Source organism: Collinsella sp. AF18-8LB (assembly GCF_003459795.1).
Lineage (GTDB): Bacteria > Actinomycetota > Coriobacteriia > Coriobacteriales > Coriobacteriaceae > Collinsella.
The window spans coordinates 787,581-814,470 of the sequence record NZ_QRWU01000001.1; the positions used below are offsets into that span (position 1 = coordinate 787,581).

The window sequence follows — 26,890 nt, forward strand, 5'->3', positions numbered from 1 at the left end:
CCGTCTATGATTCCCGGATCGAACAAGGACCATCCGTCCTTCTTAAAGTCGTTTTCCTACGCCATGGAGGGCTTCGTCACCGCCGTCAAGACCGAGCGCAACATTAAGGTCATGCTCGTTGCGGGCGTGTGCACCGTCGTTGCCGGCTGCATCGTGGGGCTCGACATTGCCGAGTGGGCCACGATTATCATCTGTTGTGGCCTGGTGATTCACGGCGAGCTGTGCAACACCGCTATGGAGGCCATCGTCGACCTGGCGACCCAGGAACTTCATCCGCTGGCCAAGCGTGCGAAGGACATCGCCGCCGCCTCTGTATACGTTCTTTCCATCACCGCCGCGATTGTGGGCGTGCTGGTATTTGCCCACGCGCTTGGCTTTATTTAGAAAGGGATTCCCATGTCCGACAATATGCAGCCTACCGATGAGGTTCTGGACGAGGTCGAGGAATTCGACCCGTTTGAGGGCATGAGCGATGAGGAACTCGACGCCCTATGCGACGAGGATGACGGTCCTATGGGCTTTGGTGACGTGGAACCCGGTTTCCGCAGCGGCTTCGTGGCCCTGGTCGGTCGCCCCAACGCCGGCAAGTCCACGTTACTTAATGCCTGCTACGGCAAAAAGGTTGCCATCACCTCGCCGGTGGCACAGACGACCCGCCGCCGTATGCGCGCCGTCGTCAATCGTCCCGGCTACCAGCTGGTCTTTGTCGATACCCCGGGTATTCATAAGCCCAAGGATGGCCTGGGTTCCGAGCTCAACAAGAGTGCGCTGTTCGAACTGAACGATGTTGACGTCGTCGCGTTTTTGATTGACGCCACCAAGCCGATCGGCAGGGGAGATGCCTGGGTTGCCGAGCGCGTCAAGAGCGCCCGCTGCAAGAAGGTCCTGGTGCTCACCAAGGCCGATGAGGCCGACCCCGCACAGGTCATGGAGCAGCTCAAGGCAGCCCACGAGCTCATGGACTATGACGACGAGATCGTGACGTCGTCGGTCAAGAACTTTAACGTCGATGCCTTCATCGAGACCGTTGCGCACTTTTTGCCCGAGGGTCCTCGCTGGTTCCCCGAGGACATGGGCACCGATGCTTCCGACGAGACGCTCGTTGCCGAGTTTGTGCGCGAGAAGGTTCTTCGCCGCACCCGTGATGAGATTCCGCATTCCGTGGGCGTGATCTGTGATGCGCTCGAGCAGACCAAAAAGGTGTTGCGCGTACATGCCACCATTTACGTCGAGCGCGAGGGCCAAAAGGGCATCATCATCGGCAAGGGCGGCGAGATGATCAAACATATCGGCATCGATGCCCGTCGTGATCTTGAGCGCATCTTTGGCACGCAGGTCTTTTTGGAGCTGGACGTAAAGGTCAAGGCCGGTTGGCGCGACGACGAGGCTCAGATTCGCCGTTTTGGGTATAGCGCCGAAGACTAGCCTTTCGAACGCATATGGCAGGCTCTCGCACATATCGCACGAAAGTGCTCGTGCTCGATAAGACTAAGCTCAAAGAGACCGACCTGATCTTGACGATGCTTGACGAGCGGGGTCGGCAGGTTCGTGCCGTGGCAAAGGGCGCGCGCAAACCCGGTGGGCGCTTGGCAGCGCGCTGCGAGCTGTTCTGTACCGTCGATATGCTGCTCGCACATGGACGCTCGCTCGATGTGGTTTCCCAGGCCGAGCTTATGGAAGCGCCGCTCGGCGCCGCGCCCGATTACGAGACGACCTGCGCCGCAAGCGCGATTGCCGAGGTCGCGCGTGTGTGCTCATTCGAGGACGCCGAGGACCCGTTTACCTTTGCCATCACGCAGCGGGCGCTTGCCCTGGTGGGCGGCGGGCTCGACGCGGCGCATATGGACCTGCTCGTGGCGGCATATGTCTTTAAGCTGCTATCGCACGTTGGCTACCGACCCGATTTTTCGGCTTGCGTGCTGTGCGGAGACCCTATGCTGTCGTATTTTTCGCCCCAGGCCGGCGGGCTCATGTGCGGGTCGTGTGCGTCGAGCGTTCCGGGTGCCGAGCTGGTGTCGACCGGTGAGGTCGCGTGGCTGCGCGCCCTCATGTCCATGACCTTCGATGCGCTTATGGCCGAGCGAATCGACCCGCATACGGCGGCATTCTTGCTCGGGCTTTCGCATGTTTGGGCTGCGACGCACACCGATCAGCGCCTCCGTGCGATGGAATTCATGTTGGGTCGGTGATGATGCACAGACGCGGGCTGCTTGTGGTAACATATCGGCCTGTTGGTACCTCGACCTTGGTTGCTCGCTCCACCGGCGGCTTCCCAGTCCGAGGCGAATCGAGTCGCCCGATGGCGACGCAAAACGAAAGGTGAAACAATGACTGTTTCCAAAGAGCGCAAGGCGGAGCTGACTGCCCAGTTCGGTAACACCCCGGTCGACACCGGCAACCCCAAGGTTCAGGTCGCCATCCTGTCCGAGCGCATCAAGGAGCTGACCGAGCACATGAAGTCCCACCAGAAGGACTTCCACACCCGTCGTGGCCTGCTCATGCTCGTCGGCCGTCGTCGTCGTCTTCTCTCCTACATTAAGAAGAACGACATCGTCGAGTACCGTGAGCTCATCAAGGCTCTGGGCATTCGCGACAATATTCAGTAGCGAACTTGTACATGCTAAGAGCGTCCTGCATGCGGGACGCTCTTTTTGTGTAAGGGCGTGAACAATCACGCTCTGAAGCGTGGCGGGGGCAGGGGGCCCGCGTCACATGAGAAGCCCGCAGGCAAGGGGCCTGTGGGGTAAAGGAGAACAATGACACTCGTATCCAAGACCTTTGAGCTGTACGGCAAGACCTACACCTTTGAGTCCGGCGAGCTTGCCAAGCAGGCCACTGGCGCCTGTCTGGTCAAGCAGGGCGACACCACGATGCTCGATACCGTGGTCGTCTCCAAGGAGCGCAAGAACTATGACTTCTTCCCGCTGACCGTCGACTTCAACGAGAAGATGTACGCTGCCGGCCGCATCCCGGGTGGCTACCTTAAGCGTGAGGGCCGTCCCAGCGAGAAGGCCACGCTCACCGCGCGCATGATCGACCGTCCGATTCGCCCGAGCTTCCCGGACGGCTTCCGCAACGAGGTACACATTGTCGCTACCTCGCTCGTCGCCGACCAGGTCAACCCCTTCGACGTCATCAACGTCATGGGTGCCTCCCTGGCCATGACGCTCGGCGGCGTGCCCTTCGAGGGCCCGCTTGCCTGCGTGCGCATCGGCCGTAACGTGGAGACCGGCGAGTTTATCGTCAACCCCACCTACGAGGAGCGCGAGAACTCCGATCTGGACCTGGAGCTGGGCGGATCCGCCGACTTCATCTCGATGGTCGAGGCCGGCGCCGAGGAGATCTCCGAGGACGACATGCTCGCCGCTATGAAGTTTGGCCAGGAGGCCCTTGCTGCTTTCTGCCAGGCTCAGGACGAGTTCGTCGCCGAGTGGGAGCAGGTTAACGGCCCCATCGTCAAGAAGGAGTACCCGCTCGACCAGCCCGTCGAGGAGGTCCAGGAGCGCATCTTCGCCCACTACGACGAGATGGCTGCCGCCCTTCGCGACGCCGACAAGCTCTCCCGTATCGGTAAGGTCGAGGCCCTGAAGGAGTCCATCCGCGCCGAGTTCACCGAGGAGGAGCAGGCCGCTTGGGAGCGCGAGATTCCCGTGGCGCTGAAGAAGCTCGAGAAGAAGGCCATGCGCACCATGGTCGTCGAGACCGGCGAGCGCGTTGACGGCCGTGCCGCCGACGAGATCCGTCCCATCATGGTGAAGGACAACTACCTGCCGCTCGTTCACGGCTCCGGCCTGTTCCAGCGCGGTCAGACCCAGGTGCTCTCTGTCTTGTCACTCGGCATGCTTAACGAGGGCCAGCGTCTGGATACCATCGAGCCCACCGAGGGCAAGCGCTACATGCACCACTACAACTTCCCGCCGTTCTGCACCGGCGAGACCGGTCGCATGGGCAGCCCCAAGCGCCGCGAGATCGGTCACGGCAATCTGGCAGAGCGCGCCCTGCTTCCGGTGCTCCCCGACGAAAACGAGTTCCCCTACGCCATCCGCGTGGTCTCCGAGGTCATGGAGTCCAACGGCTCCTCTTCGATGGCTTCGACCTGCGGTTCCACGCTCGCCCTTATGGACGGCGGCGTGCCCATTAAGCGCCCGGTCTCCGGTATCGCCATGGGCCTGATCCAGGAGGAGGGCAAGACCGTGGTCCTGTCGGATATCCAGGGTCTCGAGGACTTCCTGGGCGACATGGACTTTAAGGTCACCGGCACCACCGAGGGCATTACCGCCCTGCAGATGGACAACAAGGCCACCGGCCTTACCTTCGACATCCTGGCCCGCGCCCTGCAGCAGGCCAAGGAGGGTCGTGCGTACATCCTGCAGAAGATGCTCGATGTGATCCCCGAGCCGCGTCATACCACGCGCAGCACCGCTCCGCGCATCGTCTCCATCCAGGTTCCGACCGATAAGATCCGCGACGTCATCGGTTCCGGCGGTAAGGTCATCCGCGGCATCCAGGACGAGACCGGCGCTTCGGTTGACATCCAGGAGGACGGCACCGTCTTTGTCGGCGGCACCGGCGAGTCCGTGGACCAGGCCGTCGAGCGCATCAAGCTCATCATCAAGGTTCCCGAGCCGGGCGAGGAGTACACCGGTCGCGTCGTCTCCATCCAGCCCTTCGGCGCCTTCGTGAACCTGCTGCCCGGTAAGGACGGCCTGCTGCACATTTCCCGCGTTGCCAAGGGCCGCGTCGAGAAGGTTGAGGACGTCCTCAACGTTGGCGACGAGGTCAAGGTTGTCGTCATCGAGGTCGACGATCGCGGCAAGATCTCGCTCGATCGTCTTGACAAGCCCGAGGCCCCGGCTCGCGCCGAGGGTGCCTCCGAGGGCGACGGCGAGCACTTCCAGCGCCGTGAGCGTCCGCGTTGCGAGCGCTCCGAGCGCAGCGACCGTCCGCGCCGTCCCGGCGACAACGGAGGCCGCAAGCCTCGCCGTCACCACGACGCCGAGTAACAGCTACACACAAGCAGCTCACCAAGGGCGACTCCGGACAGGGGTCGCCCTTTTGCTTGCGCCCGGGAGGGCCGCATATGAAGTTTCCTGCTCTACAGTCCTGCGCAAGACGGAAAGCACATTAAGTGCTTTCCTTTGCGTGCGGAACTCGCGATAAACTTCATATGCGCCCCTCCCGGTCGCAAGCAAAAGGGCTGGTTAGTGCCGCTCGCTATTCAGTTAGACAGTCTATTCAGTAGTCAGATTTCAGATCTGTAGATAGCCGCAGCAGCATCTTCCCAGATAAAACCGACCAAAACAAACCTGTCCTTTTTTGGTAGGTTTCCCGTGGGGCGGGCACTGATGAAGTTTATCGCGAGTTCCGCACGAACAGGAGGCCACTTAATGTGGCCTCCGTCGTGAGCAGGACTGTAGAGCAGGAAACTTCATCAGTGCCCGCCCCACGGGAAACCGGCGGGATGGACCAGTTCAGATGGGGCTTTAATGCATGGGTGGTCTGTTGGTGGGCAAATGGGTATCATACTGAGGTTACTGCATCGACTCTGCGATGCTTTGTTGTATGTGCCCGGCGGTCGGTTTGCCAGAAGCGCCCCGTCGGTTGTTCCAGACCCGTTTCGAAGAAAGGAAACCACACTTACCTATGGCAGCTAAAAAATCATCTCCCTTGAAGATCATCCCGCTCGGCGGCCTTGATGGCATCGGCAAGAACATGACGGTCTTTGAGTGCGGCGACGACATGGTGCTCGTCGACGCCGGCCTCATGTTTCCGGATGACTCCCAGCCCGGTATCGATCTGGTGCTTCCCGACTACACCTATGTCCTGGAGAACGAGGAGAAGCTCCGCGGTATCATCGTCACCCACGGCCACGAGGACCACACCGGTTCGCTTCCGTATCTGCTGCAGGACCTCAACAACAAGGTGCCCATCTTCTCGAGCAAGCTGACGCTCGGCTTCATCGAGGGCAAGCTTTCCGAGTTCCGCATCCGCGCACCCAAGTTCCGCGAGGTCAAGGGCGGTAGCCATGTCAACCTCGGCGGCATCTCGCTCGACTTCTTCTCGATGACACACTCCATCCCCGGCGCTCTGGGCGTGTTCATCCGCACCAATCAGGGCACCGTTATGCACACCGGCGACTTTAAGCTCGACCAGACGCCCATCGACGGCGTTACGCCCGACTATGCCGCTATCAGCCGCTTTGCCAAGCAAGGCATCGACCTGCTGCTTTCCGACTCTACCAATGCCACGGTTCCCGGCTTTACCAAGTCCGAGGCCGAGGTTGGTCCCAACCTACTGCACGCCATCAAGAATGCGCCGGGTCGCGTGTTCGTCGCGTCGTTCTCGAGCCACATCCATCGTCTGCAGCAGATCTGCGATGCCGCCCGCAAGTGCGGCCGTAAGGTCGTTGTGACCGGTCGCTCCATGCTCACGAACACCCGCGTGGCGCGTGAGCTGGGCTACCTCAACATCGACGACGCTGATATCATCGATGCCTTCGACATTGATAACCTGCCCGACGACAAGATTGTCGTCATGTGCACCGGTTCGCAAGGTGAGCCGCTGTCGGCCCTGTCCCGCATGGCCAATGGCGAGCACAAGACGCTCTCCATCCACGAGGGCGATACCGTTATCCTTTCGGCAACTCCTGTTCCCGGCAACGAGAAGGCCGTCCAGCAGGTCGTCAACAGCCTGGCCAAGCTCGGCTGCGACGTGTGGGATAAGAACCGCGCTCTCGTCCACGTCTCCGGTCACGGTAGCCAGGAGGAGCTCAAGCTTCTGATGGCCATGGCCAAGCCCACGTATTTTATGCCGGTTCACGGTGAGGCCGTGCATCTGCGGGCACACGCCCAGCTGGCCCGCAAGATGGGTCTCAAGGACGACCATATCTTTATCCTCGATAACGGTGACACGCTCGAGATGCGCGGCGGTATCGTCAAGCGCGGTACGCCCGTCGAGTCTGGCGTCGTCTACGTCGACGGCCTGCGTATCGGCGATACCGACCCCATCGTCCTGCGCGATCGCCAGAAGCTCGCCAACGACGGTATGGTTACCGCTGTTGCCATCGTCTCGCTCAAGCAAAAGAAGATCGAGGCCATCGAGTTCTCGGGCCGCGGTGTTTCGTTTGCCATCGACGACCAGTTCTCCGAGGATGCCTCCGCATCCATCATGAAGACGATCGAGAAGGGCAAGTTCAGCTTTACGAGCAGCGGTTCCGATGCCATTCGCAAGGCCGTGCGCGATTCGCTCTCTAACTTTATCTGGAGCCGTACGCGTACCCGTCCGATGATCATCCCGGTCGTCATGGAGGTTTAGTTTGGCGCGCGGATCTGCACAAAACGCCAAAGGCAATAAGGCCAATAACCAACCGGCATCTGCTAAGGGTGCCGGTTCCCATCTGCGTGCCAATAAGGGCCACGAGGCAGACTTCGACGATTTTGAGCCCTTGGTCGAGCCCTCAGCCAATCGCGATATCGCCGGCGTGGTCATTGCCGTTTTGGCGATTGCGTCCTTTATTGCCGTGATTTCGCCGGCGACTGCACCCGTTACAGCTGCGGTTGCCGGTTTCTACCACTTAGGCTTTGGTCTGGGCGCCTACGTGTTGCCGATCGTCATCTTGCTGTTTGCCGCCACGCTCTTTTTAGGCGAGGACTCGCCGCTCAACGTGCGCTCTGTTGCGGGCGGCGCCGTGGTCTTTATCGCCGTCGTCTCCATTCTTTCGCTGATGGTGCCGGGTACGAGCAACTCGTGTGACCTCATGTTTACGCCGCAAAATCTGTCCGCCTCGGGTGGCTACATCGGTGCGTTTATTGCGAGTGCGCTGCAGAATGCCCTGGGTAAGCCTATCGCTATGGTAGTCCTGCTGGGCCTTGTCGTCGTGGGCCTGGTTATCATTGGCTTTTCGGTGGGCGGCGTGCTGCGCTCCGCCCGCGATCGTGCGGCAGATTTTGCCGAACGCCGTCGTGCCGATGTTAACGCGAGCCCGTGGGGTGACGATGAGGCCCTGTCGGTGCCTGGTGTCGCCCGTCCGCATCTGAGCATTCTTCGTCAAAAGGGCTCTGATGCTGCCATGACCACGGTCATGGGCAACGATGCGGACCCGGTTTTGGACGATGACGACGAGGATGAGGATTCGTTTGTCGACGTGTCCGATGCCGTGGAGGCTGAGCGCGCTAAGACGACGCTGCTGCCGCGCCGACATGCCAAGAAGGGCAAAACGGTTCCCAAGCTCAATACGAGTGAGCCCGATCCGTCTTGGTCCGAGAGCGAGATTGAGCTTACCGAGGGTGATGACGAGGACGACGAGACTCCGATTGAGACCGCAAAGACAACTTTGCTGCCGCGTCGCCATGCAAAGCGCGGCCAGGTAACCGGCCAGCTTTCGATGGAAGACGACCCCGATAAGATTGACGAGTCCGAGCCGCCGTTTGCCGTGAATCCTGTCTCGGCAACACCTCAGATTCCCGACTTCTTGAAGCATCCCAAGGTTGCCGATGGCGCTGCCTCGAGTGCTGTCGAATCGGCTGCGGCTCGTGATGGGGGAGTGGACGACGACGCTGCAGATAACGAGGGCGAAGAAGGGGATGGCCTCAAGCTTCCGCCGCTCGAGATCCTGCATGCCAACCCGCAGTCGGCTTCTGCCGCGTCTTCGGACAAGGAGCTTGAACAGACTGCCGAGTCGCTGCAGTCCACGTTGCTTGAGTTTGGCCGCAGTGCCCGCGTGGTCGGCTGGATCGCCGGCCCTACGGTGACGACCTTTAAGCTGCAACCTGGCGAGGGCGAGCGCGTGAGCAAGATTTCGAGCCTCGAGGACGATATCGCGCTTTCGCTCGCTGCTCAGTCGGTGCGTATCTTTGCCCCGATTCCCGGCACCTCGCTCGTGGGCATCGAGATTCCCAACCGCAAGCGCCAGAACGTCAATCTGGGCGACGTGCTGCCCTATGTGAAGGGCGGTCCGCTCGAGCTCGCCATCGGCCGCGACGCCGAGGGCACGCCGGTCGTCGCCGATCTCGCCAAGATGCCCCACCTGCTGATTGCCGGTACCACGGGCTCCGGTAAGTCGGTCATGATCAACTCCATCATCACGACCTTGCTCATGCGCGCCCTTCCCGAGGACGTTCGCCTGATCATGGTCGACCCCAAGCGCGTCGAGCTTGCGGGCTATAACGGTCTGCCGCATCTCTATGTGCCCGTGGTGACCGAGCCCAAGCAAGCCGCTAGCGCTCTGCAATGGGCCGTGTCCGAGATGGAGCGTCGCCTGAAGGTCTTCGAGCGTCTCAACGTGCGTAAGATCTCGACCTACAACGAAAAGCAGGCCGCCGGCGAGTTTGAACATTACGACAACCCGCCGCAAAAGATGCCCTACTTGGTCATCATCATCGACGAGCTTTCGGACCTGATGATGGTCGCCGGCAAGGATGTCGAGGCGTCGATCGTTCGTATCGCTCAGCTGGGCCGTGCCGCCGGTATTCATCTTATCGTGGCCACGCAGCGCCCCAGCTCCAACGTGGTGACAGGTCTCATCAAGGCCAACATCACCAACCGCATCGCCTTTAACGTCGCCACGGGCATCGACTCGCGCGTCATCATCGACCAGATGGGTGCCGAAAAGCTCACCGGTTTGGGCGACATGCTGTTCTCCAAGGTCGACTGGGGCAAGCCTCGCCGTATCCAGGGCTGCTTTGTTTCGGACGACGAAATCAACGAGATTGTCGAGTTCGTCAAGTCGCAGAGCGAGCCCGACTACCACGAGGAGATCCTGTCTGCCGTGGCGCCCGCTTCCATGTCCATGGCGGGTGGCGGCGGCATTGTCCGCACCGGAGTCGCCGAGCCGCAAGACGATGATCCGCTCATCTGGGAAGCCGCCCATATTGTGGTGGATTCGCAGCTTGGCTCCACATCTGGCCTGCAGCGTCGTCTGAAGGTTGGCTATGCGCGCGCCGGGCGTATTATGGACATGCTGGAAGAAAAGGGTGTCGTCGGCCCGCCCGACGGTTCGAAGCCGCGCGAGGTTCTGCTGGACGAGGAGGGACTTGCCGCGCTGAAATCTGTCGACGCCGAGATGGCACGTGAAGATCGTGAGTTTGGAGGATTCTGATGGCTGCACGCTTTGGTGACATGCTGCTCGAGCAGCGTCGCCGAATGGGCCTTTCCATTCAGCAGGTCGCCAACACCATCAAAATCAGGCCGCAGATCATCGAGTTTTTCGAGACCGGTAACTTTGCTTCGATGCCGCCGCGCGGCTATGCGCAGGGCATGATTTCGAGCTATGCTCGCTTTTTGGGCCTCAATCCGCGCGAGGTCGTCAATGCCTACTTTGACGACCTGATGGCATACGAACGCGAGACGTCGCAGCAGGGCGGTCGTTTTCAGGACGCCGCCGGCTACGTCAATTCGCGTTCCTCGGTCGATAACGGGCGCTTTCTGATGGTTCAGGGCGGTCGTTCGACCCGCTATGGACAGCGTCCTCAGCAGGCCGGTTATATTACCGAGACGGGTTCGGGCGAGGAGATTCGCTCACAGCGTGACCGGTTCCGCAGTGCGCCGATGCCCGAGGACCGTGCACTCCCCGCTGCCCGCGGCGTGGCGCGTGACCCTCGTGCCGGCTACGGCGACGGCGGCTATTCCGATCGCGGTTACCGTGGTGTCTCCACCGGACGCTCTCGCGGTGGCTATGCGGATGCCGATACTACGCAGGTGACGCCGCGTCTTCGCTCTCAGTCTCAGCCGTGTGGCCAGCGCCCTTCGGCTCCGCGTTCGGGCCAGCGTGGCTATCAAGGCCGCGGTGAACTTGCGCCCCGCTCGGGTCAGCGCGGCCTTCAGGGCCAGGGTGGCTATCGTGGTCGTTCCGATAGCAATCGTGGTCGTATGCCTCAGGGAGGCGGCCGCAGCAGTTCCAGTCGTGGACGCGGCGGATCTCGTACTCCTCAAAACAACGGGCTCGATCCGCGTATCGTCTACGCTGGCATCGGTGCCGTGACGCTGCTGCTGATCGCGCTCATCGTGGTACTTCTGCGCGGCTGCGCATCTTCGACGCCCGAGACCACGCCCGAGACGCCCACTGCTACCAAGACGACGACCAAGAAGTCTTCTAAGAAGACCGAAACGGTCGACGAGGACGAAGACACCGATGAGTCGACGGATGAGTCGACCGATTCGGACGCCACCAAGACGACGGCTAAAAAGGAAGAGAACGAGGTAACGAAGGTCAAGGTCTCCGTTGCCAAGGGAAAGACCGCGTGGATTGAGGTCAAGGTCGATGGAAAGTCGGTCTATGGCGCCCAGGCGACTGGCCCCTTTGAGCAGGAGTACACGCCCGAGTCCTCGATCGAGATCACCACGTCCAAGCCTTCCGATGTCACCGTTACCAAGAACGGCGAAAAGGTCCGTTACGATACCAAGACTTCGGGCGTGGCGCGTGTGACGATCACCGTTCCCAAGAAGGAGACGACTGATTCCGAGAATGGTGAAAGTTCTGATGGTGTCGACACCACTGATGGTACCGATACCACCGACGGCATCGATGCCCAGTCCACGGATGGCGCCGATACCGCAACTGACGGTCAGACGCCCACCGATTCTACCGACTATTCGTACGATAGCTATTAAGCCGCTCGTACGCGAAAGGAAACATTATGGCTAAAGATTCCAGCTTCGACGTCGTGTCCGAGGTCAACATGCAAGAGGTCGACAACGCCTTCCAGCAGACCACGCGCGAGATTTCCCAGCGCTATGACCTGAAGGATTCCGGCGCCACCATTGAGCTTTCGAAGGGCGACAAGCTCTTTACGATCAACGCCCCGGCTGACTTTGTCTCCAAGCAGATCATCGATGTCCTGAGCTCCAAGCTCATCAAGCGCGGCATCGACCTCAAGGCTGTCTCGTGGGATGCTCCGCAGGCGGCATCGGGCGGCACCGTGCGCGTGCTCGGCCATATCGTCGAGGGTATCGACCAGGCGACCGCCAAGAAGATCAACAAGGACATCAAGGACCAAAAGCTCAAGGTCAAGGTGGCCATCGAGGCCGACAAGCTGCGTGTTTCCTCTGCTTCGAAGGACGCGTTGCAGACCGTGATTCAGTTCCTGCGCGACCAGGACTACGGCCAGCCGCTGCAGTTCACCAACTACCGCTAATATCATTCGAAAGGACCGCTCTCCAACATGGATACACCGTTGGGCTCCGTGCTCTACATCACCCTCGGGTGCGCTAAGAACGAGGTTGACACCGACCGCATGCGTTCTCTTTTGACCGCCGCAGGCTACGAGGAGGCATTCGACCCGCAGGAAGCCGATATCGCCATTGTCAATACATGCTCGTTCCTCGCCTCCGCAACGTCTGAGAGCATCGAGACCACGCTCGAGCTCGCCAATGAGGTGCAGGACGGCGTTCGCTCCTGTCCCATCGTCATGTGCGGTTGCGTGCCGTCGCGCTATGGCGACGACCTGCCTGACGAGCTGCCCGAGGTCGCTGCCTTTGTGAAGGCCGACGAAGAGGACGGCATCGTGGCGGTCATCGATGGCGTGCTGGGTGTCGAGCGTGAGATCGCCGCCTATATTCCGCAGGTCAAGCGCACTGTCGAGGGCGCTGTCGCCTACGTCAAGATTTCCGATGGCTGCAACCGCTTCTGTAGCTTCTGCATGATCCCATATATCCGCGGTCGTTATCACTCGCGCAATGCCGATAGCATTATTTCCGAGGTGCGCGACTTGGTTGCCGGCGGTGTGCGAGAGATCGTGCTGATCGGTCAGGACACGGGCATCTGGGGCACCGACTTTGCGGATGAGGGCGTCGTCGAGGGTTCGCCGCGCAATCTGGCGCAGCTGCTGCGCGCAGTCGCCGAGGCCGTGCGCCCGCAGAACGTCTGGGTCCGTGTGCTCTACCTGCAGCCCGAGGGCATGACCGATGAGCTCATTGAGACCATTCGCGATACGCCCGAGGTGCTGCCCTATATTGATATCCCCGTGCAGCACTGCGATGCTCGCATACTCAAGGCCATGCGTCGCTCCGGTTCGCGCCAGGAGCTCGAGGACCTGTTCCGCGATCTGCGTGAGCGCATCCCCGGCATCGTGATTCGTTCCACGGCCATGGTCGGCTTCCCGACTGAGACTGACGACGAGTTCCGCGACCTTATCGACTTTATGGACACCGTCGGCTTTGACTACACGAGCGTCTTTGCCTACTCGCGTGAGGAGGGCAGCCTGGCCGCCAAGATGGAGGGTCAGGTCGACGAAGAGGTCAAGCTCGAGCGCGCCCAGGAGGCCATGGACCTGGCCGAGTCGCTCGGTTTTGCCGCCACCGCCGCACATGTGGGCGAGCGCGCCCAGGTGATCGTCGACGGTATCGAAGAGACCGAGGACGGTGCCGAGCTGATTGGCCATGCTTGGTTCCAGGCGCCCGATTCCGATGGCGCGGTGCATCTGGATGCCAGCGAGGCATCTGTGGGCGATATTCTGACCGTCGAGTTTACCGATAGCTTCTGCTATGAGCTTATCGGTCATGTTGTGGAGTAGGAGCGCGTTGTGGCTAACGAGAGTAATAAGGAACTGACGAGTGTCTGGACACCCGCCAATATCGTGACGTGCGTGCGCATCGTCTTTATCCCGGTGTTCATGATCGTGTCGGCGCTGTCTCACACGAGCGTTGCCGGTACGGATTGGAGCACCTTCGACGGCCCGCTCGCCGCCGCCGCCTTTATTCTGTACGTCATCCTGTCGTGCACCGATAAGGTTGATGGCTACTTGGCTCGTTCGCGCAACGAGATTACCGACTTCGGTAAGTTCTTGGATCCCATCGCCGATAAGCTGCTCGTGTTCTCTGCCCTGCTGCTGTTCTTGGACTTTGGTGCCGTAACCGTGTGGTCGGTGTTCATTATCTTGTTCCGCGAGCTGCTGGTGAGCGCCCTGCGCATGGTTGCGAGTGCCGCTGGTGTGGTCGTTGCCGCCGATAAGCTCGGCAAGTACAAGACGGCGACCACGATGGTCTCCATCTGCGGTTACCTGTGCGTCTTTGCGATGGCCGGCTTGCACCTTGGCCCGGTGGCGCTGACGCTCGGCATCTACTCTTTATCGCGCTTCCTGTACGCCGTTGCCGTTGTCCTGACCGTTATCTCGGGCGCCCAGTACTTCTGGCACTGCCGCAAGATCGTCTTTTCGGTCTAGGTCCTGGTGGGTATGACGGACTCTTTTGAGCAGATTTCCGCTCATAACGAGGAGCTGGCGCGCGATATTGTCGAGCGCGCGAGCGCTCGGGGCGTGACGGTTTCGACGGCTGAGTCGCTGACGGCAGGTATGATCTCCTCGACGATCGCCGATATCCCGGGCGCCTCGGCGGTGCTGCGTGGCGGTGCGGTAACCTACTGTGATGAGATCAAGCATCGCGTGCTGGGTGTTGAGCAGGAAACGCTCGACCGCTATACCGCGGTGTCGCATCAGACCGCGCGCGAGATGGCGGCGGGGTCGCTAGATCTGTACCAGAGCGATGTTGCCGTGAGCGCAACGGGCTATGCTGGTCCCGGCGGCGGTACCGAGGACGATCCGGCTGGCACCTTCTATATTGGCTGGGCGTATCGCACGGTCGATGGGGAAGTGCCGGTCGTGGATTCTGTGCGTTGCCACTATGAGGTCGACCGTTCGTGTGTTCGTGCCCATGCGGTCACGGAGGCATTGGGACGCATTGCCCTTGTGCTCAACTCTATGGAATAGGCGTGTTTTAAGGGGCCTTAGGGCCCCTTAATTGTGGAGATAGGGACCTCTGGCGAATTTAGCGTTTGTGCTGGTCATAGGTGTATTTTCTCCTTCCTTGTTTTTATTTGGCCCTATGTGGTCAAGCATTTGGCCAGTGTTTGGTCGGCGTTTGGTTGGGTTTTGGAAAGACTGCCTGCATATGATTGGTCTGAACGGTTGACCACGAACAGTCGTTCGTTTATTATCGATGCAGGTTGTTAAGAGGAGGGCTATTCATGGCCAAGAATTCAGGTCCCGTACGTACCGTCCATGCACCCACGACGGGTAAAGAGCGCGAAGAGATGATCGCCACCACCAAGGCCGAGATCGAGAAGAAGTTCGGTCAAGGTTCCATCATGAGGTATGGTGACGGCGGCCCCGAGCTCGAGGTCGAGGCCATTCCCACGGGCGCTCTGGCACTTGACGCCGCTCTGGGTATCGGCGGTGTGCCGCGCGGTCGTATTGTCGAGATCTACGGTCCCGAGTCCTCCGGTAAGACGACGCTTTCGCTCGAGATCCTGGCCGAGGCCCAGGCAATGGGTGGCGTTGTGGCATTTATCGATGCCGAGCACGCGCTCGATCCCACGTATGCCGCGCGCATTGGCGTGGATATTGACGAGGTGCTCATTTCCCAGCCCGATACGGGTGAGCAGGCGCTCGAGATTGTTGACATGCTCGTGCGTTCCGGAGCCATCGATGCCATCGTCGTCGACTCTGTCGCCGCGCTGACTCCGCGTGCCGAGATCGAGGGAGAGATCGGCGATACCACGGTCGGCTTGCAAGCTCGCCTGATGAGCCAGGCGCTCCGAAAGCTCGCCGGCTCGCTGTCCAAGTCCAACACGACGTGCATCTTCATTAACCAGCTGCGTGAGAAGATCGGCGTCATGTTCGGCAACCCCGAGACCACGACGGGCGGCCGCGCCCTTAAGTTCTTCTCTTCGGTGCGTATCGACATTCGCCGTATCGACAGCATTAAGCTTAAGGACGAGGTTATCGGTAACCGCGTGCGCGCCAAGGTCGTTAAGAACAAGGTGGCAGCTCCGTTCCGTTCTGCTGAGTTCGACATCATGTACGGCACAGGCATCTCTAAGGAGGGCTCGATCTTGGACATGGCTGTCGAGTGCGGCATTTGCAAGAAGATGGGCTCCTGGTTTGCCTATGGCGAGGACAAGCTCGGCAACGGTCGCGAGGCCGCCAAGGCGTTCCTGCGCGAACACCCCGATTGCGCCGACGAGATTGAGCATAAGGTTCGCCTTGCCTGCGGACTTGAGTTTGATGACGATGCTCCGTCCGAGGTCGAGCTGACCGATCAGCCGGCTGCGGATCAGCCTTCCGGCGAGGAGTTCGACGAGCTTTACGCCATCGATGGGTCCGCCATGCTCGATGACGACGACGAGTAGCGGTTACGCTCATGTCGTATACGGTGACCGAGGCCACGGTCGTCTTTCCCGATAAGAAGGCTGCCTCCTCGTTCTCGAGCGGATATGAGTCCAAAAAGCCTTGCGCACATATCGATTGTGAGCTTGAGGGCGGTTTTAAGCGGTCCATTTGGATTCCCGTGCGGGTCGCGCGCCTGTATGTCAAAAACCGCCCCGATTTTCCCTGTGATTGGGATAACTTTCGTGAGGCGGTTCAGCTCATCGAGCGTAAATGTGCTCTCACCATGGTGACCGAGATGTTGTCGCGACGCGACCATGCGACGGGTGAGGTCCGTGACAAGTTGGCTCGCTACGGCTTTCGCCATCCCGCGATCGATTTCGCCGTCGAGCGCGCCACCGAGTATCGCTTTTTAGACGAGAACCGCTTTTGCTCATACTTTATCGAGGAACGCAAGCGGCGCGGTTGGGGACAGCGCAAAATCGAGACCGAGCTCAAGCGCCGTCATGTTGTGCTCGATGACATTCCCGGTTATCCCGAGGATTATTTTGCTGTCGAAGACGATTTGGCGCGTGCGTCAGCCCTGCTCGCCAAGCGGCGTGTTCCAGAGACGCGCGGATTCGAAAAACTGGTTCGGTTTTTGATGGGCAAGGGCTTCTCGTATCACATCGCCGCCGATGCCGTTAAGGCGCGTCTCGATGCCGAATGCTAGGAATGTGCGCTTTAAGCGTATGCGTTTTGTGGCCCTGCCGTTCACCTTGTTTTAGCCGCCGTACTGGGGCCATTTTATTTGACAGTTGTTGTGGTTCAACGTACGATAAACACTGTCATTTGCTTTGTGATATGTGCTCATCTGTGATGAGTTTGTTTATATGTTTATCTGTATCCGACCCGCATAAGCTGCGCCCATATTACTCAAATGTCGCGAGCCGTTCGTAAGGACGGTTCGCTTTGTTGTGTAACGAATCCATAAAAAGGAGTGAGCATGCCTATCATCGCAGCGCTCGTTGGCATCGTTTTGGGTGCCATCGCCGCCATTGCCTACATGCGCACCGCCAAGCAGGGTAGTCTTCACGAGGCCGACGAAAAGATCCAGTCGGCACATGCACAGGCTGAGTCCTTGATCGGTGATGCAAAGCGTCAGGCCGAGACCCTCAAAAAAGAGGCTCTGCTTGAGGCCAAGGAAGAAATCATCAAGAACAAGCAAGCTGCCGAGGCCGAGGACAAACAGCGTAAGAACGAGATTCGTACGCTTGAGAACCGCGTGATGCAGCGCGAGGAATCCCTCGATCGCCGCAACGACGCTCTCGACAAGCGCGAGCATCAGCTGTCCAGCCAAGCCGGTCAGGTCGAGAAACGCTCCCGTGAGCTCGAGGAGCTCTGCGCAAAGCAGACCTCCGAGCTCGAGCGAATCGCCGACCTTACCCGCGAGGACGCCCACAAGGAGCTTCTCGATAAGGTTCGCGGCGAGGTCACCCACGAGGCCGCCACGATCATTCGCGAGTCCGAGCAGCAGGTTCGCGCCGAGTGCCACAAGACTGCCCAGGAGATCTTGTCCCTGGCGATTCAGCGCTGCGCTGCCGACCACACTGCCGAGGTTACCGTTACCTCCGTGCATATTCCCTCTGATGACCTCAAGGGCCGCATCATTGGTCGCGAGGGTCGCAACATCCGGACCTTTGAGCAGGTTTCCGGCGTCAACCTCGTGATCGACGACACGCCCGAGACCGTCGTTCTTTCGAGCTTCGACCCAGTTCGTCGTGAGACCGCCCGTGTCGCCCTCGAGAACCTCATCGCCGACGGCCGCATTCACCCTGCCCGCATCGAGGAGATGTACTACAAGGCTGCCGACCTGGTTCAGCAGCGCGTGCGCGAGGCTGGCGAGCAGGCTGCCTTCGATACCGGCATCCACGACCTACACCCTGAGATCGTCAAGACCCTTGGTGCCCTGCGCTACCGTACCTCGTTTGGTCAGAACGTGCTTCAGCACTCTCTCGAGGTCTCTGATCTGTGTGGCGTGATGGCTTCCGAGCTTGGCCTGGACGTTGTGACCGCTAAGCGCGCCGGCCTGCTGCATGACCTGGGCAAGGCAATCGACCACGACGTCGAGGGCCCGCATGCCGTTATCGGCGCCGAGCTTGCCCGTCGTTATGGCGAGAAGCCCGTTATCGTCCATGCTATCGAGGCTCACCATGCCGATGTCGACCCCAACACGGTGCTCGATGTCCTGGTACAGGCCGCCGATGCTGTCTCTGCCTCTCGCCCCGGTGCCCGTCGCGAGTCTGCCGAGAACTACATCAAGCGTCTTGAGAAGCTCGAGGAGATCGCCAACTCCCATGACGGCGTCGAACGTACCTATGCCATGCAGGCCGGTCGCGAGGTCCACGTCATGGTCCAGCCGGACAAGATTTCCGATGCCCAGTCCACGGTTCTGGCTCACGATATCGCCCATCAGATCGAGGAAGAGATGGAGTATCCTGGTCAGGTGCGCGTCGTCGTGATTCGCGAGAGCCGCGCTGTCGATATCGCTAAATAACATGAGCGACGCGAACGAGCTCATCTCATTTATCGCGTCGATGTCGGGGGAGGGCAACCTTCGCGTCGAGGAGAACCTTGGCGAGGGGTATGTCCGCCTCCGCGTTTCGGAGGCCGAGCGGCGCCAGGCTAAGCACGACATTCAGCATGTCGAGGACATCGTCATCGAAATGCTCCGTAATGCTCGCGATGCCGGCGCTGACAAGGTCTATCTCGCCACGACCAAGGAAGATGGCGTCCGCACGCTTGTCTTTCTGGATAACGGTTCGGGCGTTCCGCAGGATATGCAAGAGCGAATCTTCGATGCCCGCGTTACCTCCAAGCTCGAGAGCATGAAGATGGACCGTTGGGGCGTTCACGGTCGTGGCATGGCATTGTTTTCGATCAAGCAGAACACCGACGAGGCCCGTGTGGTCACGTCCGGCGTCGATCTTGGTTCAGCCTTCAAGGTGAGCGTTGCGGCCGACCGCCTCAGTGAGCGTGCCGATCAGTCCAGCTGGCCCCAGGCCGTCAAGGATGAGGACGGACGTTATGTCTGTGCTCGCGGTCCGCATAATATTATTCGCGCTGCTTGTGAGTTTGCGCTCGAGGAGTTGCGTGGTTGCGATGTCTATCTGGGCTCTCCGTCTGAGATTGCCGCGACCCTTTATGCTCAGGCGTCAAGTCGGCTTGATACGTCTCGTCTCCTGTTCATTGATGACGAGAGCGAGCTTCCGGTTATCGATCGTTTAGGCCTTGCCTCTGATGCTGAGGACTTTATCCGTATCTGTGCGGGTTTGGGTCTTGAGATGTCCGAGCGCACGGCTCATCGCATTTTGGCAGGGCAGATTAAGCCCGTTCGCGGTGTGACCGCGCGTCTGCTGCGCGAGCGTGATTCGTCCTCGCATGCGCCGGCTCCTGTCGATCTCGCAAAGGATCGTCGCGGGCTACGTATTGCCAAGGATGATATGGCACAGTTTTCGCGTGCTGTGGAGCGCGACTTTAATGACCTTGCCGCCCGGTACTATCTCAACCTTTGCGGCGACCCAAAGATTCGCGTTTCGCGTGATCGAATCACCGTGACCTTCGATCTTGCCAAAGAGGAATAGTGCCTTTACCGAGTCCACTCGGTACGATAAAGTTATTGCAGTTAAAACGTACTTTTAAACGCAGGAGTTTCTTCATGGATTGCCTGAAGGTATCAAGCAAATCATCGCCCGCGTCCGTTGCCGGCGCCATCGCCGGCATGGTCAAGGATGGTATACCCGTCAACATTCAGTGTGTCGGCGCCGGTGCGGTCAACCAGGCCATTAAGGCCGTGGCTATCGCGCGCGGTTTTTTGATCCCAACCGGTTTTGATATTTCCTGCGCGCCCGTGTTCTCCGACATCCTCATTAACGGGGAGTCGCGCACGGCCATCCGCCTTTCTATTTACGTTCACCAGATCAATCGAGCTGCTATGGATAACGTCGTCATGGATGATGTTAAGCCTGTGGCATAGCTTCTGATTGCCTCGATTTGCCTCCCCTTCATCGTTAGGACTTATGCACATGGACCAGCGTTCCGTACGCGATATTCTTGCCGGTAAAACCTACTTTATCCGCACCTTTGGCTGCCAGATGAATCAGCACGACTCTGAGCGCGTGAGCGGTCTGCTCGATTCGTATGGTTGTCTCATGGCGCTCGATCCCGCGCATGCCGATATCGTTGTCTTCATGACATGCTGCGTGCGCGAGGCCGCCGATACTCGCCTGTACGGCCAGTGCAACTCTTGCAAGAGCCTGCCGCCTTCGCCTTCGGGCAAACGTGTTGTTGCCGTTGGTGGTTGCATCGCGCAGCGCGATGGCGAGGGTCTGCTTACCAACGTCGATAACGTCAACGTCATCTTCGGTACACATTCCATCGCTCATGTGGCCGAGCTCATTGCCGAGGCGTTCCTTGACGGCAAGCGTCATATTCGCACCAATGAGCATGAGGATACGGATGCCATGAGTATGCCGTGGCATCGCGAGACCCAGTATCACGCCTGGGTGCCCATCATGACGGGCTGCAATAATTTCTGCACCTATTGTATCGTGCCGTACGTGCGCGGTCGCGAAAAGAGCCGCCCCTTCGAGGAGATTGTCGACGAGGTGACCGGTTTGGTACGCCAAGGCGTGCGTGAGATTACGCTGCTGGGCCAAAACGTTAACTCATATGGTCGCGATCTGTTTGGTAAGCCGCGTTTTGCCGATCTGCTGCGTGCCGTGGGCGATTCGGGTGTGGAGCGCATCTTCTTTACGTCTTCACATCCCAAGGACCTGCTGCCCGAGACCATCGACGCCATGGCCGAGACGCCTGCCGTTATGCCGCAGCTGCACCTGGCTGTCCAGTCAGGTTCGACGCGGATCCTCAAAGAGATGAATCGCCGTTATACACGCGAGGACTATCTGGGCCTTGTCGATCGCATTCGCAACCGCATGCCCGATATCGCGCTCTCGACTGATATTATCGTTGGCTTCCCGGGCGAGACTGAAGAAGACTTTGAGCAGACGCTCTCACTTGCCGTGACGGTTCGCTATGCTCAGGCCTATACCTTCATCTATTCCAAGCGCGCCGGTACCCCGGCCGCCGAGATTGACGATCCTACGCCGCATGAGGTTATTCTTGAGCGTTTCAACCGCCTGGTTAAGGTTATCGAGACCACGGCACACGAGTATAACCAGGGTGAGCTGCACACCGTTGTGCCGGCGCTCATTGAGGGAACGAGTAAAAAGAACGACGCGGTCCTGCTGGGCAAGAGTCCCAAGAATCAGACTGTGCATGCGCCTATCCCCGAGGGTTACAGCATCGATCAGCTTGTTGGCAAGATCGTTGATGTCGACGTTGATGTTGCCAAGACCTGGTATTTGTCCGGCTCCGTTGTGGGCGAGCCGCGCTAATGGTTGCTCCCGGGGCAGGTCTTTCCGCCGTTGCGATCGTCGGTCCGACGGCGGTTGGTAAGAGCGATGTTGCCGACTGTTTGGCAGCTCGTCTTTCGTCCGAAGTGCTGTCGTGCGATGCGATGCAAATCTATCGCGGCATGGACATCGGTACCGCAAAGATGGCGCCCGATGAGTGTACGGCGCCGCTGCGGCTCGTCGACATTGTAGAGCCGGGTGTGGCATATTCTGCTGCGCTTTATCAGGCTGACGCTCGCGCTCATGTTGAACGTCTCCTTGGTTCGGGTTGCCTGCCGGTTTTTTGCGGAGGTACGGGGCTATATCTCAAGGCAGCCCTCGATGAGATGGACTTTCCCTCGGGTGAACTTGAGGACGATCGCCGTGCGGGCTATCAGGAGCTTGCCGAGCGTATTGGCGAGGGAGAACTGCATGCCCTGCTTGCCGAGCGCGATCCAGAATCGGCTGCTGTTATTCATCCCCATAACGTGCGCCGTGTGATTCGTGCGCTCGAGATGCATGATGATGGTATCTCCTATGCACAGCAAAAAAGTCAGTTTAGTGTTCCGCGCGAGCATTATCATGCCCTATGGTTTGGTCTGACGCGTAATCGCGAGGTGCTCTACGAGCGCATTAATCTGCGCGTCGATCTGATGTTTGAGCAGGGTCTTGTCGATGAGGTCCGCGGTCTTATGGACCAGGGGCTGGGAGATGCCCTGACGTCGATGCAGGCAATTGGTTATAAAGAGATCATCGATGTTTTCAATGGCATGATGAGCATGGATGAGGCCCGCGAACTCATTAAGATGCGTTCGCGTCGTTATGCCAAGCGTCAGCTTTCGTGGTTTAAGCGCGATGACCGTATCGTGTGGTTTGATATGGATGAATGTACGATCGATGAGGTCGTTGAGGATATCCTGCATCGTATTGAGGCTGCCTAATGGCCCGTTTCCCCCTTGTTCCCACGGCACCCGAGCCCGAGCGTGCCATTTTAGTTGGTGTTGAGTGGCGCGACAATGCATGGCCGCTCAATCGCTCGCTCGATGAGCTGGAGCGCCTTGCCCACACGGCTGGTGCCCAGTGCGTGGCTCGCTTGTCTCAGCGTTTGGTAAAGCCGTATCCCAAATCGTTTATCGGTTCCGGTAAAGTAGAGGAGCTTTGCGGCCTGGTGCATCGCATGGATGCCGATGTCGTTATTTTTGATGACGACCTGACGCCCTCGCAGCAGTCCTATTTGGAGAAAGCCGTGGGCGAGCCGGTAAAGATTATCGATCGTACAGCACTGATTTTGGATATCTTTGGTCTGCATGCTCAGACGCGTGAGGGACGCCTACAGGTACAGCTGGCACAGCTTCAATATCTGTTGCCTCGTCTGCGCGGCATGTGGAGCCATCTTGCCAAGGAGCAGACGCGCGGCGGCATCGGCTCACGCTTTGGTCAGGGCGAAAGTCAGCTCGAGGTCGACCGTCGCCTCATTCGTAATAAGATCGCTGCACTTCGTCGTGAGCTCAGGCAGGTTGAACAGCGTCGCGACGTTCAATCCAAGAGTCGCATTGAGTCACCGGCATTTCGTGTCGCGCTAGCCGGTTATACCAATGCCGGTAAATCGACGTTACTTAATCGCCTGACCGGCTCTACGGTACTTTCGCAGGACAAGCTGTTTGCTACGCTCGACCCGACGACGCGTTCGTATCGCTTGCCCGGCGGTCGCGGCATGACGATCACCGATACCGTCGGCTTTATTCAAAAGCTGCCGCATGGTCTGGTCGATGCCTTTAAATCGACGCTGTCCGAAGTGTTGGGTGCCGATCTAATTCTCAAAGTCGTAGATGCGTCTGACGAGGACTATGAGCGGCAGCTGGAGGCTGTCGACCGCGTGCTTGATGAGATCGGCGCCGGAGAGCGTTTAACGCTGACCGTATTCAATAAAATCGATCTTCTCGATAGCGTTGATCGATTGAGTTTCCGTCGTCGCTATCCAGCAGCCGTTCTGTTCTCGGCCCAAACGGGCGAGGGGCTCGACGATCTCGTCGATCGCATTGCTCGCGAGGCAGCTGCCACCGATGTGTTGCTCTCCGCTGATATCCCGTATCGCGAGGGCGCTCTCATCACGCTGGTGCATGAGCAGGGAACCCTTCTGCATGAGGAATATCTCGAGGACGGCGTTCGCATTGTGGCGAAGTTGCCGGCTCGTATTGCACCGCGGCTCGAGCGTTATCGCACCGAGTAGACGAGCTCCAAAATGCCCAGAATGATGGGCTGATGCAGCAGATAAAAGGGGAGAGCGTGACGTCCAAGGCTGGCGAGCGCCGGCAGGGGGTTGGCGTAGGCCCAGCTAGGGACGGTCTTATCGATACTCTGCGCTATGTGTGCGGCGAAGTATCCTGCAAGATACATAAAGATAAACGGGATGATGGGGTAGTAATCACCTGAGACAAACCCAGGGCTCGGAAATCCCAGCCACGCCAGGTGGGGGACAGAGTAGATCGTTTTGGGGATGCTCCAGGTGAGGGCGAACAACACAAGGCATAGGGGCATGCCCCATCTCGCCGTTATCTTCTTAAGGACGGGATCGGTCAACGCCACGATGCCGGTGCATGCGGCCATGCAGTAGATGATGCCAAAATTAACCGAATCGTCGACTGAGACAAGTGTTGTTGCCAACCAGACAACGAGTGCTGCTAAGGCGTATTTGGCGGCACGTTTGATATTGTTGCGTGAGAGCGTGCACATCCAACCCGCGATAAACAAAAATACCCAGCTGATGCTGGCGCGCCAGATGTCTTGAAAGACAGTCTGGGTAAACCAGGGCATATCCCAGTCGTACAGATACGCGAGATCGTAGCAAGCGTGAAAACCTGCCATTGAAATCATCGTAAACCCGCGGACGGTGTCAAAGATGGTGATGCGTTTTTGCATTACGAGAACCGGCGCATCAAGCCGACGACTTTGCCCAGGATAACGGGATTCGTTGCATAGATAGGCTCCATGGAGTCATTCTCAGGCTGCAGGCGTACGCGTCCCTGCTCCTTGTAGAACGTCTTGACGGTCGCTGAACCATCAATCATGGCCACGACAATTTCGCCGTTCATGGCACTCTTTTGTTCGCGGACGATGATGTAATCGCCATTGAAGATGCCGACATTGATCATTGAGTTCCCATGCACCTCAAGGATAAATGAACCTTGATCAGTGGCGATTTCGGTCGGGATGGTAAAAGTGTCTTCGATATTCTGCTCGGCCAGAATGGGGATCCCAGCCGCGACGCGACCAACAAGCGGTAGCGAGACCGTCCCGCGAGGTGCGGAGGGCTCGTCAGATTTAGAAATTGAGACAGAGGAACCGTCTTCGTTAAAGAGTTCCAGGGCGCGCGGTTTGGTGGCATCGCGCTTGAGTAGCCCACGCGCCTCCAGGGCAGAGAGATGGGCGTGCACGGTGCTGGGGGAGGAAAGGCCCACGGCAGAAGCCATCTCGCGCACGCTGGGCGGATAACCCTTCTCCTGCTGATATTCCTTGATGAAGTCGTAAATTTGCTGCTGACGCTTGGTAATTTTGCGAGCCATCAGGGCATCCTCTCTACCCATGTCAAACAAATGTTCGATTTTTGCTTGACAGGAACAACTGTTCGAAGATAATAATAACCGAACATTCGTTCCCGCGCCAGACATTTTTGTCCGCGCGGCTTGATAAAACTGTTCTCAGCAAAACACGTGAGAGGAGAACATGATGAATGCAACGAATATGGTCCAGGGAAACCTCGCCCTTAAGCTCGAGACGCCTGCAGAACCCACTTTTACGGTTGTTCGGGGTGGCCGCTCTGGCTTTCAGCCTCTGACAGTACAGCCTGCTCGCATTCAGCAGACTGTAGCCGCGCCTACCCGCGCCGCCCTAAAGGTTTCGACGATTGTCGCCGTTGCCGTTGCGCTTACGCTCTTCTTTGTCCTTGCTACGTCTATCTTTAGCACTCGTCACGCCGCGTATGCTGAGTCCGTTTCCAACGTTACCTACGAGACCATTCGCGTTCAGCCTGGCGATTCTCTTTGGTCGCTTGCCGAGGAATATCCAATCGTAGGCCTTTCCACGCAAGAGACTTCTGACATGATCCGTAACGTCAATCATCTGGAGCATGGTTCGCTCGCCGCCGGTGCGCATCTTAAGGTTCCTGCTCGTTCGTAATCATTATCGCGCTGCGCATGGTACCCTTGTTATCGTTTAAGAGGAGGTACCATGCGCTGTCCCAAATGCGGCAAGGCACATACCCGCGTCGTTGATTCCCGTATGCAGGAGTCAAATAACACCATTAAGCGCCGTCGCGAATGTTGCTCGTGTAATTACCGCTTTACAACGTTCGAGCGATGCGAAGACCCAATCGAGGTCATTAAGTCGGACGGAACTAAGCAGCGGTTCGATCGCAATAAGCTGCTCGTCGGCTTGATGCGCGCCACCATCAAGCGTGATATCGACACTAAGAAGCTCAATGAGCTTATCGACGACATCGAGGTCGAGCTGCGCTCTCGCACGCTTACGGCCGTCACGTCGCATGAGTTGGGTGATATGGTGCTCAAACGCTTGGCCAAGATCGACAAGGTGGCGTACATCCGCTTTGCCTCGGTCTACCGTGATTTCAAAGACGTCGATGAGTTTCTGCAAGAGCTCGACAAGTTAAGGTGATTCCATGTCCAACATTACCGTCAACATAAAGCGTCTCGACCCCACCGTCGAGCTTCCCAAATACGCCCATCCCACCGATGCCGGCTTGGATTTGCGCTCCAACGAGGACTGCGTCCTGAAGCCCTTCGAACGCCGTCTGGTCTCTACTGGGCTGGCTATCGCCCTGCCCGATGGCTACGCCGGCTTTGTCCAGCCCCGTAGCGGCTTGGCCATCAAGCAGGGCCTGTCTATAGTTAACACGCCGGGCCTCATCGACGCCCACTACCGAGGAGAACTCAAGGTTATCCTCATCAACCTGGATCCCACCAACGACATCCAAATCAACAAAGGCGACCGCATAGCCCAACTCGTCATCCAAGAAGTCCCCACGGTCAACCTAGTAGAAGTAGAAGAACTAGACAAAACCGACCGAGGAGCCGGCGGTTTCGGTTCTAGCGGCGTCGCTTAGTCGTTTACGTACTGTCCGCTGACCGGCCCGGCCCGCCTATATATCATCCCATGCTCAAACATTCTCGCTTCGCTGCGAAACTGCGCGTGGGACGATATATAGGCGGGCCGGGCCGGTCAACTACGTTTACGCACTACCAGCTGCGCCGGATCCCCAAATTTGAAGCTGCAAAGGCGAACCAAAGTAACTAATTGCAGTAAGCAGATGCGGCAAAGGGACTGTTCCTTTGCCGCATCTGCTTA

At 58.8% G+C, this 26,890-nt stretch carries 25 protein-coding genes; 23 read left to right on the forward strand and 2 right to left on the reverse strand.

Going from position 1 to position 26,890, the window contains the following annotated elements; translation table 11 throughout:
• The first annotated feature begins 6 nt into the window (after positions 1-6).
• The 20 genes from DWX25_RS03480 to hflX all read left to right on the forward strand — a co-directional run bounded on the left by DWX25_RS03480 (position 7) and on the right by hflX (position 23,759).
• Positions 7-384 (forward strand): diacylglycerol kinase family protein, encoded by a 378-nt coding sequence (locus DWX25_RS03480; protein WP_117763000.1) that lies wholly within the window; start codon positions 7-9, stop codon positions 382-384.
• 12 nt (positions 385-396) lie between these two features.
• Complete coding sequence (era, locus tag DWX25_RS03485) at positions 397-1,425, forward strand: GTPase Era (RefSeq protein ID WP_117762999.1); 1,029 nt, start codon at positions 397-399, stop codon at positions 1,423-1,425.
• Between the two features lie 14 nt (positions 1,426-1,439).
• Positions 1,440-2,189 (forward strand): DNA repair protein RecO, encoded by a 750-nt coding sequence (gene recO / locus DWX25_RS03490; protein ID WP_117799100.1) that lies wholly within the window; start codon positions 1,440-1,442, stop codon positions 2,187-2,189.
• A gap of 138 nt (positions 2,190-2,327) precedes the next feature.
• Positions 2,328-2,606, forward strand: a complete 279-nt coding sequence (gene rpsO, locus DWX25_RS03495) for a 30S ribosomal protein S15 (protein ID WP_035138510.1) — start codon at positions 2,328-2,330, stop codon at positions 2,604-2,606.
• 150 nt (positions 2,607-2,756) lie between these two features.
• Positions 2,757-5,003, forward strand: coding sequence for a polyribonucleotide nucleotidyltransferase (locus tag DWX25_RS03500; RefSeq protein WP_117799101.1), 2,247 nt, complete (start codon positions 2,757-2,759; stop codon positions 5,001-5,003).
• A gap of 640 nt (positions 5,004-5,643) precedes the next feature.
• Positions 5,644-7,314 (forward strand): ribonuclease J, encoded by a 1,671-nt coding sequence (locus DWX25_RS03505; protein ID WP_117735187.1) that lies wholly within the window; start codon positions 5,644-5,646, stop codon positions 7,312-7,314.
• A 1-nt stretch (position 7,315) separates the two neighbouring features.
• A complete protein-coding gene (locus DWX25_RS03510) occupies positions 7,316-10,096 on the forward strand; it encodes a DNA translocase FtsK (protein ID WP_233505240.1) in 2,781 nt (926 codons plus the stop codon).
• Positions 10,096-11,607, forward strand: a complete 1,512-nt coding sequence (locus DWX25_RS03515; RefSeq protein WP_117762995.1) for a RodZ family helix-turn-helix domain-containing protein — start codon at positions 10,096-10,098, stop codon at positions 11,605-11,607. Before DWX25_RS03510 ends, DWX25_RS03515 begins: the two co-directional genes overlap by 1 nt.
• A gap of 26 nt (positions 11,608-11,633) precedes the next feature.
• A complete protein-coding gene (locus tag DWX25_RS03520; RefSeq protein ID WP_117735189.1) occupies positions 11,634-12,131 on the forward strand; it encodes a YajQ family cyclic di-GMP-binding protein in 498 nt (165 codons plus the stop codon).
• 27 nt (positions 12,132-12,158) lie between these two features.
• Positions 12,159-13,508: a 30S ribosomal protein S12 methylthiotransferase RimO gene (gene rimO, locus DWX25_RS03525; RefSeq protein WP_117762994.1), complete on the forward strand. Its 1,350-nt coding sequence runs from the start codon at positions 12,159-12,161 to the stop codon at positions 13,506-13,508.
• A 99-nt stretch (positions 13,509-13,607) separates the two neighbouring features.
• The gene (gene pgsA, locus DWX25_RS03530; RefSeq protein ID WP_233505241.1) at positions 13,608-14,156 is read left to right on the forward strand and encodes a CDP-diacylglycerol--glycerol-3-phosphate 3-phosphatidyltransferase; all 549 of its coding nucleotides are present in this window, start codon (positions 13,608-13,610) and stop codon (positions 14,154-14,156) included.
• A gap of 12 nt (positions 14,157-14,168) precedes the next feature.
• Complete coding sequence (locus DWX25_RS03535; RefSeq protein ID WP_117742753.1) at positions 14,169-14,699, forward strand: CinA family protein; 531 nt, start codon at positions 14,169-14,171, stop codon at positions 14,697-14,699.
• Positions 14,700-14,956: 257 nt separating this feature from the next.
• Positions 14,957-16,120 carry a recombinase RecA gene (gene recA, locus DWX25_RS03540; protein ID WP_304485477.1) on the forward strand — a complete coding sequence of 388 codons (1,164 nt, stop codon included), beginning with the start codon at positions 14,957-14,959 and terminating at the stop codon, positions 16,118-16,120.
• Positions 16,121-16,131: 11 nt separating this feature from the next.
• Positions 16,132-16,809 carry a regulatory protein RecX gene (locus DWX25_RS03545; protein ID WP_117762991.1) on the forward strand — a complete coding sequence of 226 codons (678 nt, stop codon included), beginning with the start codon at positions 16,132-16,134 and terminating at the stop codon, positions 16,807-16,809.
• 273 nt (positions 16,810-17,082) lie between these two features.
• Entirely contained in the window at positions 17,083-18,633 is a 1,551-nt protein-coding gene (rny, locus tag DWX25_RS03550; protein ID WP_117735194.1) for a ribonuclease Y, read from the forward strand.
• Position 18,634: 1 nt separating this feature from the next.
• The gene (locus tag DWX25_RS03555) at positions 18,635-19,720 is read left to right on the forward strand and encodes an ATP-binding protein (protein ID WP_117799102.1); all 1,086 of its coding nucleotides are present in this window, start codon (positions 18,635-18,637) and stop codon (positions 19,718-19,720) included.
• 74 nt (positions 19,721-19,794) lie between these two features.
• Positions 19,795-20,112 carry a stage V sporulation protein S gene (locus DWX25_RS03560; RefSeq protein WP_117799103.1) on the forward strand — a complete coding sequence of 106 codons (318 nt, stop codon included), beginning with the start codon at positions 19,795-19,797 and terminating at the stop codon, positions 20,110-20,112.
• 49 nt (positions 20,113-20,161) lie between these two features.
• Complete coding sequence (miaB, locus tag DWX25_RS03565; RefSeq protein WP_117799104.1) at positions 20,162-21,532, forward strand: tRNA (N6-isopentenyl adenosine(37)-C2)-methylthiotransferase MiaB; 1,371 nt, start codon at positions 20,162-20,164, stop codon at positions 21,530-21,532.
• The gene (gene miaA / locus DWX25_RS03570; protein ID WP_117799105.1) at positions 21,532-22,470 is read left to right on the forward strand and encodes a tRNA (adenosine(37)-N6)-dimethylallyltransferase MiaA; all 939 of its coding nucleotides are present in this window, start codon (positions 21,532-21,534) and stop codon (positions 22,468-22,470) included. Before miaB ends, miaA begins: the two co-directional genes overlap by 1 nt.
• Complete coding sequence (gene hflX, locus DWX25_RS03575) at positions 22,470-23,759, forward strand: GTPase HflX (protein WP_117799106.1); 1,290 nt, start codon at positions 22,470-22,472, stop codon at positions 23,757-23,759. Before miaA ends, hflX begins: the two co-directional genes overlap by 1 nt.
• Here hflX and DWX25_RS03580 read toward each other — a convergent pair.
• Together DWX25_RS03580 and lexA are read right to left on the reverse strand one after the other, a co-directional pair.
• Positions 23,744-24,448, reverse strand: coding sequence for a heparan-alpha-glucosaminide N-acetyltransferase (locus DWX25_RS03580; protein WP_117799107.1), 705 nt, complete (start codon positions 24,446-24,448; stop codon positions 23,744-23,746). The genes hflX and DWX25_RS03580 overlap by 16 nt on opposite strands.
• Positions 24,448-25,092 (reverse strand): transcriptional repressor LexA, encoded by a 645-nt coding sequence (lexA, locus tag DWX25_RS03585; protein ID WP_117762985.1) that lies wholly within the window; start codon positions 25,090-25,092, stop codon positions 24,448-24,450. Before lexA ends, DWX25_RS03580 begins: the two co-directional genes overlap by 1 nt.
• Before the next feature lie 163 nt (positions 25,093-25,255).
• Here lexA and DWX25_RS03590 point away from each other — a divergent pair, with 163 nt between their 5' ends.
• The 3 genes from DWX25_RS03590 to dut are packed head-to-tail and all read left to right on the forward strand — an operon-like array spanning position 25,256 to position 26,648.
• Positions 25,256-25,705, forward strand: a complete 450-nt coding sequence (locus DWX25_RS03590) for a LysM peptidoglycan-binding domain-containing protein (protein ID WP_158557585.1) — start codon at positions 25,256-25,258, stop codon at positions 25,703-25,705.
• A gap of 51 nt (positions 25,706-25,756) precedes the next feature.
• A complete protein-coding gene (gene nrdR, locus DWX25_RS03595; protein ID WP_117742760.1) occupies positions 25,757-26,200 on the forward strand; it encodes a transcriptional regulator NrdR in 444 nt (147 codons plus the stop codon).
• A gap of 4 nt (positions 26,201-26,204) precedes the next feature.
• Positions 26,205-26,648 (forward strand): dUTP diphosphatase, encoded by a 444-nt coding sequence (gene dut, locus DWX25_RS03600; protein WP_117799109.1) that lies wholly within the window; start codon positions 26,205-26,207, stop codon positions 26,646-26,648.
• The last annotated feature ends 242 nt before the right edge of the window (positions 26,649-26,890 follow it).